Here is a 13,870-nt window from a genome sequence, read left to right on the forward strand (position 1 = left end):
CATGAACGGCAAGGGATTTTCACTCGTTGAACTCGTGGTGATCGTGGCCATCATCGGCATATTGCTTGCGATCGCCACCCTGAATTTCAGCGAAATGAACAAGAAATCCGGCATCGAAACCCAGGTGAAGAAACTCTATGCCGATCTGCAGGAGACACGCCAGCAGGCCCTGTACACCAAACGGCCGCGCTCCGTGAGGCTGTCCGCCGGGGCGCTTCAGATTTATTCCTCGGCCAACGTTGCCGTTGCGCCCCAGTCGGTGATTACGCTGCCGCACCCGACCGTGTGGGAAGGAGCGACGGACCAGATCGATTTCGATACCCTGGGAGCGGCCATGAATGAGTCGACCGACGGCAAGGCCATCTGCATCGAGCCCGCCGGGAACCCGGCATCCTACGACAGTGTCGTGGTGTATCCCACCATGGTAAAAATCGGCAAACGGAAGGCAGGAGAGAGTTGTGCCAGTGACAAAATCACCATCAACTGACGAACGGGGGTTTACCCTCCTTGAAGTGCTTGTGGCCGTGGTCATCATGGCGGTGGGACTCCTGGGGATGCTCCAGGCGGTGAACGTCGCCACGGAGTACAACCTGAGAAATCAGTTGCGGGACGAAGCGGTGCGGGTGGGTGAAAACACCATGCATGAGATTCGGCGGCTTTCCTTCGACAACATTACTGGCAGCAGCCCGATTACCGTCACGAGAAGTATGAGGGGCTTCAGCAAGCAGTTCGTGGTGGAGCGGAACTATTCGCCCCCCCTTGGTACTACAAGCGATTGGCGGCAGATTATCCTCTCGGTCCGGTGGGACTACCGAAATGCTTCTTACGTGCACCGTGTCATCACGGTGAAGAGCCGCTAGGAGATGGAAGTGGATTGCGAACCCAGAACAGGGAATGTAACTCATACGCCGGCGGGACTGCTTCGGGAGAGCAGAGGCTTTTCGCTCGTGGAACTCATCGTGGTGATGGCCATTTTCATCATTGTCATCATGGCCACCTCCAACGCCTTCAATACGCTGGTGACCCATTCCATCCAGCAGACGAAAATAGCCGAGAGCCAGACCGGAGGAATCGTCGGCCTCGAAATGATGCGCGTCGACCTGGAGCACGCCGGCTACGGGCTTCCGTGGAGTTTCCCGTCGGATATTACCCCCACGTATACTGAACCCAATCTGGGCGCCAGCCTTACCGATGCCCCCTCGGGGGTGCCGCGGGCGGTCCACACGGGAGACCATCAGGGGCCGGGAGGATCGGATCGCCTCGTCATCCGCTCAACCGTGGCGGGAACAGATGCGACGGCGAAAAAATGGACCTATGCCACTGATACATCCCTCAAGAAGTGGAATTCTGCCGAAGACCTGCAAGCGGGGGAAAAGGTGATTGTTGTGCGGTCCACCAACGTCGACGGTGTCCAGGGAAAACAACTTGTCATGAAATCAGCCACTGAGTTCTCCACGACCTATCCCCCAACTGCTGCCGAGTTCATGCCCCAAGCCCCGACGGACCTCTATCTTGTGTATGGGGTGAACCAGTCGACTGCCTTGGCCAGGCCCTTTAACCGGGTGGACTACTACATTGCCACGCCGCTAAAGGCGGAACAGATACCCCAGAGATGTGCACCCAACACCTACACCCTGTACAAGGGAGTCGTAAATCACGATACGACCAGCGCTGCCGTCACCGCATATCCCCTTCTGGACTGCGTGGCAGACATGCAGGTGATTTTCGGTGTTGACACCAATGGCGACGGCGAGGTGGATGACCACGTAAATACTGTTGTCGGTGTTGGCGGTGGCCCTGCTTCTGCCCAGGAGATCCGTGACCAGGTCAAGGAGGTGCGGGTCTACGTCCTGGCCCAGGAAGGGAAGTTGGATCGGTCGTTCACCTACCCTAACCAGAAGGTGAGGGTGGGTGACTTTGCCAGCGACCTCGGACAGGAATTTGATCTTTCGACCATCGGCGCCGACTGGCAGCATTACCGCTGGCGGCTCTATACTATCGTAGTAAACCCCAAGAACCTTGCGAACTGAGTCTCGGAGCGTACGCAGATGGGCCATATAAATAACGAACGAGGCGTTGCGCTGGTCACGGCGCTCATGCTCACCCTCATCTCGCTGGCCATAGCCATGTCGCTTCTGTACATGGTCCTCTCCGGCACGAAGATGTCCGCCGCCCAGAAACGGTACAAGAGCTCCCTCGAAGCATCCCACGGTGCCGTGGAGCTCTTCACTAGGCAGGTTATCGATCGGGCATTCCAGGGGTATTCGTCGGCCGCGATCGAAAACGACTTTGCTGCCGTGGACCTGAAGATGGTGAACAGCGCCTGCTTCCAGGACAAGATCGGCAAACCGACCAGCCAGTGGAGCTCCGGCTGCAGCAGCACCGTCGAGCCCGCCGATGCGCCCGACATGACGGCCAAGCTTTCGGGAACTGACACGAATTTCACCGTCTACGGCAAGATTGTCGACACCGTTCCGGGCAACTCCGATCTCAGCGGCATCCAGCTCGACTCGGGAGCAGGGGTTGCCGGAACGGGAAGCGGTATTTCACCTCAGCACCTTCCGGGACTCTATACCCTGGAAGTCCAGGCCGAGAGCCAGGCAAATGCGCGGGAAAAGGCCCGGCTTTCAGTGCTGTATGAGTATTGAGTGGCGGCAAAGGTAAGGGAGTTCGGTTTGTTGACAGTGTGGTGCCAATAAATGTCGCCGCGTGTGCAGGATCGTCAGTAATGTGACCCGCACAGTGCAGCTGATTCTCCTGATTCCATCGGTTTTTCGAGCGTATTTGATTCAATTGCACAAGTGGAATTAAATTTGCTTGCATGGCTACCTTAGCGCCCTCGTTACAATTGAATAGATATCGATAATACTAAACCACCCGCGAGGGTGGGGCGGAAAGCCTACGGGTCTCCCTGAGACAGCCGGGTTGCCGAAATATCACCAGCGTGATTGATTGGCCCCGGTTTTTTCTTTTTTCGGGGTATGAGTGGGCTTGCCTGGCAAGACGGGTGCCGGGAGAAAATATGCCTCAGATGCATTCAAGTTCTGAGGATGGAATGCCGATAAAGAGCCTATGACATTCAATTGCACCCAATAGATTTCAATTTGTTTCAATTTTGACTAATTTCTTGACATTAATTTCAATTCAAGTACATTTCGCCATAAACTCCCTGGGTTTTCAGGATTGGGCGATGAAATTCAAGAACAACGTCAGAAAGATTAGAGAAGAACGGCTCATGAGCAAGGCTGAGCTTGCGCGCCTTGCGGGGGTCTCGCCGGCCACCATCGACAGGATCGAGCACGGTGAGGAGTGCCGGATGGAGACAAAGAGAAAGATCATTCTTGCCTTTGGTTTTTCATTGTCCGAGAAGGAAGCGGTCTTTCTCGACTAACCTTGTGAACGGGAACCACCTATGTTTTTCTCCAAGAAAAAGGATCTCGTCGGCATCGACATAGGCTCCAGCTCCGTGAAGCTTCTGCAGCTCCGGGAGCAGAAGGGGGCTTGGCAGCTCCTGAATGTCGGTACGATGCCGCTGCCCTCCGAGGCCATCGTCGACAATACCCTCATGGATAGCTCGGCCATAGTCGATGCGGTCAAGAACCTCGGCAAGAGCCTTTCCGTCAAGATCAAGGAAGCTGCCTGCTCCATTTCGGGCAACACGGTTATCATACGCAAGATCAAGCTTCCCGCCATGCCCCCTGAAGAACTGGAGGATCAGATCCGGTGGGAGGCCGAGCAGTACATTCCCTTCGACATCAATGACGTCAATATTGATTTCCAGATTCTTGAACCCGACGAGGACGATCCCACCCGCATGAATGTGCTCCTCGTGGCCAGCAAGAAGGAAATCATCAACGATTATGTCAATGTCTTCGCGGAGAGCGGGTTCAAGCTCGTCATTGTCGACGTCGACTCCTTCGCGGTGCAGAACGCCTTTGAGCTCAACTATGAAAGTGGGGCGGAGGAGGTCGTGGCCCTCATCAATATCGGTGCCAGCATCCTCAACCTCAATATCGTCAGAGGGGGGATTTCGCTCTTCACCCGCGACGTCCAGATGGGGGGGAACCTCTTTACCGAAGAGATCCAGAAACAGTTCGCCCTGAGCAGCGACGAGGCGGAACGGGTCAAGCTGACCGGTGATCACCCCGACCAGGAGAAGTTGCGGAGCGTGCTGGCGCGAATCAACGAAACGCTCTCCATCGAGGTTCGCCGCTCCCTGGATTTCTACAACACGACCGCCGGCGAGGGGAGGGTGAGCAAGGTCTACCTGAGCGGCGGCGCGGCTAAAACCGCCATGCTCGCCGATGCGATCCAGGATAAGCTCGGTGTGCCGGTGGAGATGCTCAATCCCTTCAGGAAGATCACCTGCAGCGAAAAGGAGTTCGATCCTGAGTATCTTCAGGAGATCGGACCCCTCGTCACGGTTGCCCTGGGGCTGGCCACAAGGAGGGTTGGGGACAAATGGTAAAAATCAACCTGCTCCCGGTCAGAACGTCGAAGAAGAAGGAGACCGCCAGACAGCAACTGGCGATCCTCGGCGTCTCAGCGGCTCTCGTGCTCGTTGCCGGCCTTGGCCTCTACGTCTATGCCCAGGCAAAGATCAAAGCCACCAAGGAAGAGATTTCCAAGGCCGAAAACGACCTTCAGCAACTCAAGGTCAAGATCGGCGAGTTGGAAAACATCAAGAAGCTGAAAGACGAAGTCACGAAGAAGCTCGATGTGCTCGCTCAACTCCGCAAGGGAAAGACCGGTCCTGTCCGCAGGCTCGCGACCCTGAGCGATGCGACCCCCGACAAGCTCTGGATTACCAAGTTTTCCGAGAGCGGGGCCAGCGTCAGCATCGGGGGGATCGCCCTCGACGAAGATCTCATCGCCACATTCATGCGCAACCTGCAAGGATCCGAAGACTTCACGAACGTGGAACTCGTCGTGTCCGAGCAGACGGAGGTCGGGGGCGTGAAGGCCAAGCGGTTCGAGCTTATCTGTGCCCTGAAGGCGGTCAAGATGCCAGAGCCGCCCGCCCCTGCCCCTAAGAAATAGTCACCGGTTAAGGACTCTCCATGGATCCGAGAATCGAAAAACTGCTGAAACTTCCTAAGAAACAGAAGATAGCGCTTCTGGCCGCCATCCTGCTTTTGGAAGGTGCTGCCCTCTACTGGGGGCTCTTTCTGCCGCGGCAGACGGAGCTCAAGGAGCTTCGCGGCCGGCTGGAAGGGTTGCAGAACGAGGTGCAGGAGAAGGAGAGGATCGCCAACAACCTTCCCAAGCTGAAGCGCGAGTATCAGCAACTGCAGAAAGATCTCGACCTGGCCCTCACCGAACTGCCGAACCAGAAAGAGATACCCTCCCTGTTGACCGGCATTACCAGCGTCGGCAAGAGCGCGGGGAACGACTTCCTTCTCTTTAGGCCGAAACCTGAAGTTCCCAAGGATTTCTATGCCGAAGTGCCGGTTGATATCTCCATTTCCGGCACCTTCCACAGCGTTGCCAATTTCTTCACCGCCGTGGGAAAGCTGCCGAGGATCGTCAATATCACCGATGTCTCCTTTGCCGACATAAAGCAGGCGGGAGGCAAGACCAGCGTCAAAGTGAACTGTCTCGCCACGACGTTCCGCTTCCTCGACAAGAAAGAGACCAAGGATGACAAGAAGAAATAGCACCAGCATGCTCCTCCTTGCCGCAGCGGCCTCACTGGTCCTGGCGTGCGGAGGGTGCAAAAAGGCCGAAGAGAGTCCCCCGCCGGCGCCGGCACCCCCCACGAAACCGGCAAACCCGGTCAAGCCTCCCGTGCAGGCCCAGGCCTCGTCAGCCCAATCCGTGGCAAGTGTTACTCCGTCACTGGATTTTTCCGGCCGCAAAGACCCCTTCAAGCCGTTCATTCAACCCAAGGCCGAGAAGCCGGCCGCTGCCAGCGGTTTCATTCCCGCCGCTGGCGCACTTCCCATCCAGGGCTATCCGGTGGAGCAGTTCAAAGTCTCCGGCATCATTGCCGGATTCAAGGAAAACAAGGCTCTCATCGTCGACCCCGCCGGCAAGGGATACGTGGTCAAGGCAGGGATGAAAATGGGCAACAACAATGGCGTGATAACGAGAATCACCCCGTCATACCTTGAAGTTGCTGAACGTATCAGGAATGACGTCACCGGCAAAATAAGCCGGCGGACGGTCAAACTCGCTCTGCCAAAGAAAAACTAACAGGCTGCCAAGGAGACTCCCCATGAGAATCCAACTCACAATATCCCGTAACCTTACCCTTCTGTCCCTGTTGGGCGCGTTGTGCGGCTGTGCCGCCACTAACGCCTCCGTTATGGGCGACAAGGAGACGAGCCAGCCCTCGGCTCCGGTGATCCGGGATATCCGCGTTACGGGGGAGGGAGACAATGCCCAGGTAAGCATCTCGGCTAACCGTCCCCTCGCGTACACTTTTTACATGGCTGCGAATCCTCCCAAGGCGGTTGTCGATCTTGCCCAGGTGCAACCGGGTGCTTTTTCCGCGCCCATGGAGATCAACGCCGGGAACATCAAGCGGATTGCCACCAGCCGTGTAGGTGAGGGGGAAGCCGTCATGACGCGGGTAGAGGTCTTTCTCGCCAAAAACGTGGAAATGACAGCCGCCACTGATGCCACTGACAAAGGTACCATGCACCTGGCCTTCGTCCCTCCGCCTGCTCCTGCTCCCGCCGCACCAGCCAAAGCCGAGCCGCCGGCGCCTGCCGCTGCGCCGGAACCAGTAGCTCCGAAGCCTGCTAGTACGCCTGTAGCTGTAGAACGTAAAACCGCCGATGCCATCACCGCCATTACTTCCCGGAAAGACTTCCTTGAGATCCAAACTACGGGCGAGGTGGCCGATTTCAAGACATTCCGGCTCACGAAGCCCGACCGCCTTGTGCTCGATGTCTTTGGCGTCAAGTCGGCCCTGGCCCAAAAGGTTGTGCCGGTCAACAGCCTCGGGATCGAGACCGTCCGGGTCGGTGCCTATCCCGATAAGGTGCGTCTTGTCCTCGATGCTTCAGGTGACAGTCTTCCCGCCTTCACGGTGGAAAAGACCGCCGCCGGCCTCGCCGTGGTTCCGTCATCAGCCCCGGCTGCCGTCGCGGCGAAACACCGTGAGCCTGAGCAGGAGACCCCAGCCCTTGTGACGGGCGCGGCACCCAAGGCGGAATCCAAGCCTGTTGTGCATGCCGGGGCACCCGAAATAGATTCGATAGAATTCAAGGTGGTGGATACTATCTCCCGCATCGCCATCGAAACGACTGCCCCGTGCGACGTTGAGAAGCCCGTCAAATCCGCCGAAGGTCTGACGCTTACTCTCAAGAACTGTATTCTGCCGCGCAAATGGCAGCGGCATCTCGACACGAGTGCCTTTGCCAGCGTTGTCCAGAAGGTGACCCCCTACCAGGTCAAGGTAAAGGGGCGTCACGACGTGAAAGTGCAGGTCGCGTTACGGAGACAGACTTCCTACGAACTGCGCAGGGAAGGGGGCGTCATCTACCTCGACCTGAAGAATCCGGCGGACATCACCGCACCGCCTGTTGCCTCGGAGTCGACCATGCCGGCCGAGTCTGAACGACCTGCTCCTGTGGTTGTCAAATCACAGGCTGTTTCACCTGGTGATGGGAAAAAGGTCTACACGGGGCGCCGCATCACCCTCGAATTCTCCGATGCCGACATCAGGAAGATTTTCCAGCTCATCGCCGAAGTCAGCAACCTGAATTTCATTGTCGGCGACGATGTCACCGGCACCATCAGCCTGAAGCTGGTGAACGTTCCCTGGGACCAGGCCCTCGACGTGATTCTCGAGAACAAGGGGCTCGGGATGCAGCGGGACGGCAACATTGTGCAAATCCGTCCCAAATCGAAGATCCTGACCCTTGCCGATGAAGAGCAAAAGGCCAAAAAGACCCGTGAACAGGGCATGGAACTCAAGACCGAGGTCTTTGACGTCAACTACGCCGCGGTCGGCGATATTGCAAATCAATTCAATGCATTGAAGAGCGAGCGGGGTCTGATTTCGTCAGATGTACGAACCAACCGCGTCATTGTCAAGGATATCGCACCGGCCTTGGCCGAAATGAAAGCTCTCTTGAAAAGCCTCGATATTCCTGAGAAGCAGGTCCTCATCGAGGCGCGGATTGTCGAGGCCACTTCCGACTTCTCCCGTGATATTGGGGTCCAGTGGGGAATTCACTACAAGGATGGCTCTGCGTCGATCCTCAACATCAACGGCGTCGACACAGGCTTTGGAGGAATTGTGACGCCTCCGCCCCCCGTTGGGTTTCCGTCCGCGAGTACGCCCGGTGGCCAAGTTGGCATCTCGTTCGGTACACTCACCAGCAACCTGCAGGTAGATATGCGTCTGTCCGCCGCCGCCACTGCCGGTTTAGTCAAGATTGTTTCATCACCTAAAGTGGTGACTCTCAACAACAAGGCAGCCAAGATCTCGCAGGGTAAGATGCAGCCCTATTTGAATACCTCCTCAACGGAGGGGGCAAAGACCGAATTTGTTGAGGCAGCCCTCAGCCTCGAGGTGACGCCGCACATTACAGCCGACGGCAGCATATCCATGAAGATCAAGGCCACCAATAACTCTGTAGGTGCCGCTGCTGTTGGCGCTCAGCCACCCATCAACAAGAAGGAGGCCACTACGGAACTCCTCGTGAAGAACGGTGAAACAACAGTTATTGGCGGGATTTATGTAGACGACGATACGGAAACGAATACGGGTGTTCCGTTCCTCATGGATATCCCTCTGTTAGGATGGCTTTTCAAATCCAATAACAAAACCAAAACCAAGACAGAGTTGCTGATCTTTATTACACCTAAGATTGTGAGTTAAAATTGAAAGGAGTGTCAATGCGGGCTAGATTATTATTTTTGTTGCTCATAAGCGTAATTACTATTGTTGTTGCGGGGTGTGGAGGTGGTGGTGCTGACTCCAATACGACAGGCATTTTATCGGCTGCTCCATCCGCAACTGCAGTGGCTGCCGGGAAAAGTTTGACAGTTACAGCCACTTACACACATCCCACTAATTCTGCCCCCAGCGGTGTTCCTATCACTTTTTCGGATGCATCTGGCATCTTTGCGAGTACAACAGCTTACACTGGGCCGGATGGCAAGGCTACAGCCCTCCTCAACGCAACAAATGTTATTCTTGCCGATCAAACTGTAACAATTGTTGCCAGTACAGGAGGACTAAGAGCTACTTGTGACGTAACTGTCAAGGCAGACAAGCTGAACGTTGTCGCTGCAGGTGATGAAGCGTCATTTACAGATGCAAATACTCCCCAAAACACTTCAGTTCGCTTCGTGTCTTCCGGTGATTTCATAACCTTGGCTGATGGTGATGGTTTGCCTCTTGCTAACCGCACTGTCACGATAAAGGTGCATACAATTGTCAACGCTGGTGATGGGACAGGAACGGTCCTTTATTGGCAGGGTCTTCCAGTCGACCTATCATCTCCTCCTGCCACAATAACGGCAACAACGGATAGCGCTGGTAATATAGCTCCGCAGTATTCGGTAGATATGCCCATTCCAAATACAAAAAGCAGCAACGTGATAGCGGTGGTATTTGAAGCCCAGTACGGTAACATAATTACGAGAAAATCAGCCTTGTATACTGCCACCAGAAACTAACTCTGTAATCTATCTGCATTTCACAAGTAAACGAAAGCCAGGGCAATCCTGGCTTTCGTTTACTTGTAAGAGGTTCCCATGCTCCGCTACCTAACCGCCGGCGAATCCCACGGCCCGCAACTGACGGCCATCATCGAGGGAATTCCCGCTGGCCTGAAAATTTCCGAGGAAACCATTAACGTGGATCTGGCCCGCCGCCAAGGTGGCTACGGCCGGGGCGGCCGGATGATGATCGAGAAGGATCAGGTCCAGATCCTCTCCGGAGTCCGGTGGGGTGAGACCATTGGCTCCCCTGTCACCCTCTGTGTCGTTAACCGTGACTGGGTTAACTGGCAGGAGAAGATGTCGCCCCACGAGCGCCACCGGGATGATAAAATCCGCGTCACCCGTTCGCGTCCCGGCCACGCCGACCTTCCCGGAGTCATGAAGTATAACCACCGCGACGTCCGGAACATCCTGGAGCGTTCAAGCGCGCGGGAGACCGCTGTGCGGGTTGCGGTGGGCTCCGTTGCCAAGGCTTTTCTGGGCGCTTTCGATATCACGGTGAATGGCTTTGTGGTGGAGTTGGGGGGGATAAAGACCGAGCGGCACGGTCTCTCTTCCGATCGGCTTAGGGAACTGGCTGCCAAGTCCGAACTTGCCACCTACGACCCCGAAGCGGAAGAGCGGATGAAGGCGTTCATCGACTCGGTGAAGGATGCCGGCGATACGGCGGGGGGGGTCGTGGAGGTAGTTGTGACGGGAGCCCCGGTGGGGCTCGGCAGCCACGTCCAGTGGGACCGGAAGCTCGACGCTCGCCTCACCATGGCGGTCATGAGCATCCAGGCCATCAAGGGGGTGGAGATCGGTCTCGGCTTTGAGACGGCCCGGCGCCCCGGCTCCCAGGTCCATGACGAGATCTACTTCGACTCCTCCCGCATCACCCACGGTGAGGCCACGGGATTTTTCCGCAAGACCAACAATGCCGGCGGCATCGAGGGTGGGATCACCAATGGCGAGGAGATAGTCATCCGCGCGGCCATGAAGCCGATCCCAACCCTCTACAAACCCCTCAGTTCGGTGGATATGCTCACCAAGGAACCCTTCGAGGCCACGGTGGAGCGCTCCGATGTCTGCGCCGTGCCCGCCGCGGCCGTGGTGGCCGAGTCGGTGGTGGCCATCGAAATTGCCAACGCGTTCCTGGAGAAGTTCGGCGGCGACTCCCTTGCCGAGATACAGCGCAATTACGATGGCTACCTCGACTATCTCCGCTCCTTCTAGCATGCGCAACGTCATCCTCACCGGCTTCATGGGGACGGGGAAGAGCAGCGTCGGCAGACTTCTGGCCCATCGGCTCGACTTCCGCTACTGCGACCTGGATGCGCTCATCGTCGAGGAAGTGGGAATCTCCATCAATGAGATCTTTGCCCGGCATGGGGAACCCCACTTTCGGGCTCTCGAAACCGAGGCGGTGCGATCCGTTTCCCGGGAAGAGCGCTGTGTCGTTTCCACCGGCGGCGGAGCGGTTATCTCTCCCGAAAACCGTTGTCTGTTGCGGGAGGCGGGGGTGGTGGTGAATTTGACCGCCTCGGTGGATGAGGTCTGTCGGCGGCTGCGGGAGGAGACGGACCGCCCCCTTCTGAAGGACGATCGTTCGGGCGAGCGGATTGCAGCCATGATGGCAGAACGTGAACAGTTCTACGCAGATGCGGAGTTGAGGATTGACACTACCGGCAAAAGCGTGGAAGATGTGGTCGCTGAAATCATCGGGTACTTGGAAGGAAGATAGCGTGGAAACGCTGACGGTAGGACTTGGCGACAGAAGCTACACGATTCGGGGAGGGAGCGGGATACTCCCGGGGATCGGTGCGTTCTGCAGGGAACTGGGGCTGGGGAGGATTGTCGCGGTGGTGACCAATACCACAGTGGGTCCCCTCTACTATGGCCCGGTGGCCGACTCTCTCGCCGCGGCTGGTTTTTCGCCCCTCCGGGTGGAGCTTCCCGATGGCGAGGAGTTCAAGACCAGTGCCACCCTGAACGCCATCTACGACGCCCTCATCGACGGGGGACTCACCCGCGATTCATTCATCGTCGCCCTCGGTGGCGGCGTGGTTGGTGACATGGCGGGGTTTGCCGCCGCCACTTACCTGCGTGGTATCCCTTTCGTGCAGGTGCCGACCACGCTCCTTGCCCAGGTGGATAGCAGCGTCGGCGGCAAGACCGGCATCAATCATCCCCGGGGTAAGAATCTTATCGGTGCATTTTACCAGCCCCGCGCGGTTATCATCGATGTGGAGACCCTCACGACGCTTCCCGAGCGGGAATACCTGGCAGGGATGGCCGAGGTGGTGAAATACGGAGTGGTTCTTGATCCTCTGCTTTTCGCCGAGGTGGAGCGAAATATTGCGCCGATCCTTGTCCGCGACCGTGACGTCCTCACCAGGATCATCATGGCCTGCTGCGCCATAAAGGCGTCGGTGGTGGAGAAGGACGAGAGGGAATCGGGACTGAGGGCGGTGCTCAACTACGGTCACACCCTTGGCCATGCGGTCGAAACCCTTGCGGGCTACGGAACTTACCTCCACGGCGAAGCGGTTGCCATCGGCATGGTGCAGGCCGCCAAGCTGGCTGAACATCGGGGTGAGGCCACGGCCGACGATACCGGCCGGCTCCGTGCGCTTCTGGAGTCCCTGAAACTGCCGGTGGAGCTTCCTGTCTTCGCCGCAGAGGCCTATCGCGAAGTTCTCCTGCGGGACAAAAAAGCCCGGGATACGGGGCTCAGTTTCGTGCTCAACAACGGGATCGGCGGCTTCTCCATCGTCAGGCTCCGGGACCTCTCCGAGGTGCTCGACGTCTGCGGGATCGGAGGGTGATCATGGCACCGGAAAACGAATCATTCCGGGCAGAAATCAAACGCTACGAGGATATTCTTAACGGTGATCCTGCGTCGTACTGCTTTGCCCCTCTGGCGGAACTCTACCGTAAGGCGGGGCTCCTCGACGAGGCCATCGGCACTGCTCGCAAGGGGATAGAACTCCATCCCGACTACGTGGGAGGGTATCTGGCCCTAGGGCGCGCCTGCTTCGACAAAGGAGAGCAGACGGAGAGCAGGGCCGCTCTGGAGCGGGTCGTTCGGGTAACCCCCGATAACCTCACGGCCCAGAAGCTCCTTAGCCGGATTTACATCGATATCGGCGAAAATGCCCTGGCCCGCAAGGCTTTGGAGACAATCCTCGTCCTCAATCCCGGCGATCAAGAAAGCCAGGCTGCCCTTGACGGTCATGCTCTGCGGGAGCGGAACTTCGAGACGGACACGGACCTGTTTTCCGCTGCAGGGGAGGCTCCGGTCGACGCTTCGGCTGGGTTTGCTGAAGAATTTCTTCTGGAAGATGCAGAGATTATCGAAGAGTTAACCGACGAAGTCATCGATGAGGAAGTCGCTGAGGCGAGCCTTGCCGGAGAGTTCACCGTGGAAGCGGGTTTCAGCAGGGAACCGCTGATAGTAGAGGAACCCGGGGCAACGGATGAAGCCGGTTCCGACCCCCTGGCAACGGCCACTATCGCGGAGCTTTACATCGAACAGGGGTTCCTGAAGAAGGCCCTCAAGATCTACCGGGACCTTCTTGATGCCAACCCCGGCAACGACGACCTGCGGCAGCGCATCGTCGACCTTAAGCACCGTATCGATGAAGACGATGCCCGCGCCCGGGAAAATGCCTTCACCGCAGCCATGCCCTTTGGTGAAGAGCTTGCCGAAGCTGTTCATGATAAGGCCGATTCCGTGGGGCGGAACGACACCGTTGCCGTTCTGGAGGGGTGGCTTGACACCATCGGGAGGATGAGGCAATGCCGTTCAGTGAAACACTGAAGAGTATTGTGGAGAGCGTCGAGGGTGGGCTCGGAGCTATCATCATGGCAGACGACGGCATCGCCATCGATGAGTACTTTCTGGACGGCGCCGGCATGGACCTTAACCTGATGGCGGTGGAGTACGCCTCCCTGCTCAAGGAGGTCAAGCGCACGGCTGACGTCCTCAAGACCGGTATGCTTGAAGAGCTGGCGGTGAATACCGGCCAGTCACGGGTCATCGTAAGGATTATCAACGATGAGCTGTTTATCGCCCTTATCCTCGGCCGGGACGGCAACTATGGCAAGGGTCGCTACCTGCTGCGCCGTGAAGTCTCCGGGCTGCGCGAGCGCCTTTCCTAGCATTCGCGCCTGATCCACCCCCTTACCTGTCATGGAGGCAACG

16 protein-coding genes and 1 riboswitch are annotated in these 13,870 nt (G+C 57.4%); all 16 genes read left to right on the top strand.

The features are described 5' to 3' along the window. Position 1 precedes the first annotated feature (1 nt). Positions 2-487 carry a pilus assembly FimT family protein gene (locus KI811_RS14190; protein ID WP_214187135.1) on the top strand — a complete coding sequence of 162 codons (486 nt, stop codon included), beginning with the start codon at positions 2-4 and terminating at the stop codon, positions 485-487. Then, the gene (locus KI811_RS14195) at positions 459-860 is read left to right on the top strand and encodes a type IV pilus modification PilV family protein (protein ID WP_281874505.1); all 402 of its coding nucleotides are present in this window, start codon (positions 459-461) and stop codon (positions 858-860) included. The genes KI811_RS14190 and KI811_RS14195 overlap by 29 nt, the downstream gene beginning before the upstream one ends. Before the next feature lie 9 nt (positions 861-869). After that, positions 870-2,030, top strand: coding sequence for a PilW family protein (locus tag KI811_RS14200; RefSeq protein ID WP_214187136.1), 1,161 nt, complete (start codon positions 870-872; stop codon positions 2,028-2,030). A gap of 18 nt (positions 2,031-2,048) precedes the next feature. Beyond that, positions 2,049-2,648 carry a pilus assembly protein PilX gene (locus KI811_RS14205; protein ID WP_214187137.1) on the top strand — a complete coding sequence of 200 codons (600 nt, stop codon included), beginning with the start codon at positions 2,049-2,051 and terminating at the stop codon, positions 2,646-2,648. Between the two features lie 209 nt (positions 2,649-2,857). Then, positions 2,858-2,933: riboswitch (cyclic di-GMP riboswitch) on the top strand. 257 nt (positions 2,934-3,190) lie between these two features. Next, the gene (locus tag KI811_RS14210) at positions 3,191-3,391 is read left to right on the top strand and encodes a helix-turn-helix transcriptional regulator (protein WP_004514364.1); all 201 of its coding nucleotides are present in this window, start codon (positions 3,191-3,193) and stop codon (positions 3,389-3,391) included. Between the two features lie 21 nt (positions 3,392-3,412). Next, positions 3,413-4,468: a type IV pilus biogenesis protein PilM gene (pilM, locus tag KI811_RS14215; protein ID WP_214187138.1), complete on the top strand. Its 1,056-nt coding sequence runs from the start codon at positions 3,413-3,415 to the stop codon at positions 4,466-4,468. Then, entirely contained in the window at positions 4,462-5,040 is a 579-nt protein-coding gene (locus KI811_RS14220) for a PilN domain-containing protein (protein ID WP_214187139.1), read from the top strand. Before pilM ends, KI811_RS14220 begins: the two co-directional genes overlap by 7 nt. A gap of 20 nt (positions 5,041-5,060) precedes the next feature. Further along, positions 5,061-5,657, top strand: a complete 597-nt coding sequence (locus KI811_RS14225; protein WP_214187140.1) for a type IV pilus inner membrane component PilO — start codon at positions 5,061-5,063, stop codon at positions 5,655-5,657. Next, positions 5,641-6,195, top strand: coding sequence for a pilus assembly protein PilP (locus tag KI811_RS14230; protein WP_214187141.1), 555 nt, complete (start codon positions 5,641-5,643; stop codon positions 6,193-6,195). Before KI811_RS14225 ends, KI811_RS14230 begins: the two co-directional genes overlap by 17 nt. A gap of 22 nt (positions 6,196-6,217) precedes the next feature. Next, positions 6,218-8,836: a type IV pilus secretin PilQ gene (locus KI811_RS14235; protein WP_214187142.1), complete on the top strand. Its 2,619-nt coding sequence runs from the start codon at positions 6,218-6,220 to the stop codon at positions 8,834-8,836. 17 nt (positions 8,837-8,853) lie between these two features. Continuing rightward, the gene (locus tag KI811_RS14240; RefSeq protein WP_214187143.1) at positions 8,854-9,639 is read left to right on the top strand and encodes a hypothetical protein; all 786 of its coding nucleotides are present in this window, start codon (positions 8,854-8,856) and stop codon (positions 9,637-9,639) included. A gap of 78 nt (positions 9,640-9,717) precedes the next feature. Further along, positions 9,718-10,899, top strand: a complete 1,182-nt coding sequence (aroC, locus tag KI811_RS14245) for a chorismate synthase (RefSeq protein ID WP_214187144.1) — start codon at positions 9,718-9,720, stop codon at positions 10,897-10,899. Beyond that, on the top strand, positions 10,868-11,407 hold the full coding sequence (locus KI811_RS14250; protein WP_214187145.1) for a shikimate kinase: 540 nt from the start codon (positions 10,868-10,870) through the stop codon (positions 11,405-11,407). The genes aroC and KI811_RS14250 overlap by 32 nt, the downstream gene beginning before the upstream one ends. Position 11,408: 1 nt before the next feature. Beyond that, positions 11,409-12,491, top strand: a complete 1,083-nt coding sequence (gene aroB / locus KI811_RS14255) for a 3-dehydroquinate synthase (RefSeq protein WP_214187146.1) — start codon at positions 11,409-11,411, stop codon at positions 12,489-12,491. A 2-nt stretch (positions 12,492-12,493) separates the two neighbouring features. After that, positions 12,494-13,486 (top strand): tetratricopeptide repeat protein, encoded by a 993-nt coding sequence (locus tag KI811_RS14260; protein WP_214187147.1) that lies wholly within the window; start codon positions 12,494-12,496, stop codon positions 13,484-13,486. Further along, positions 13,465-13,827, top strand: coding sequence for a roadblock/LC7 domain-containing protein (locus KI811_RS14265; protein WP_214187148.1), 363 nt, complete (start codon positions 13,465-13,467; stop codon positions 13,825-13,827). The genes KI811_RS14260 and KI811_RS14265 overlap by 22 nt, the downstream gene beginning before the upstream one ends. Positions 13,828-13,870 lie beyond the last annotated feature (43 nt).

Source organism: Geobacter hydrogenophilus, assembly GCF_018501225.1.
GTDB lineage: Bacteria > Desulfobacterota > Desulfuromonadia > Geobacterales > Geobacteraceae > Geobacter > Geobacter hydrogenophilus.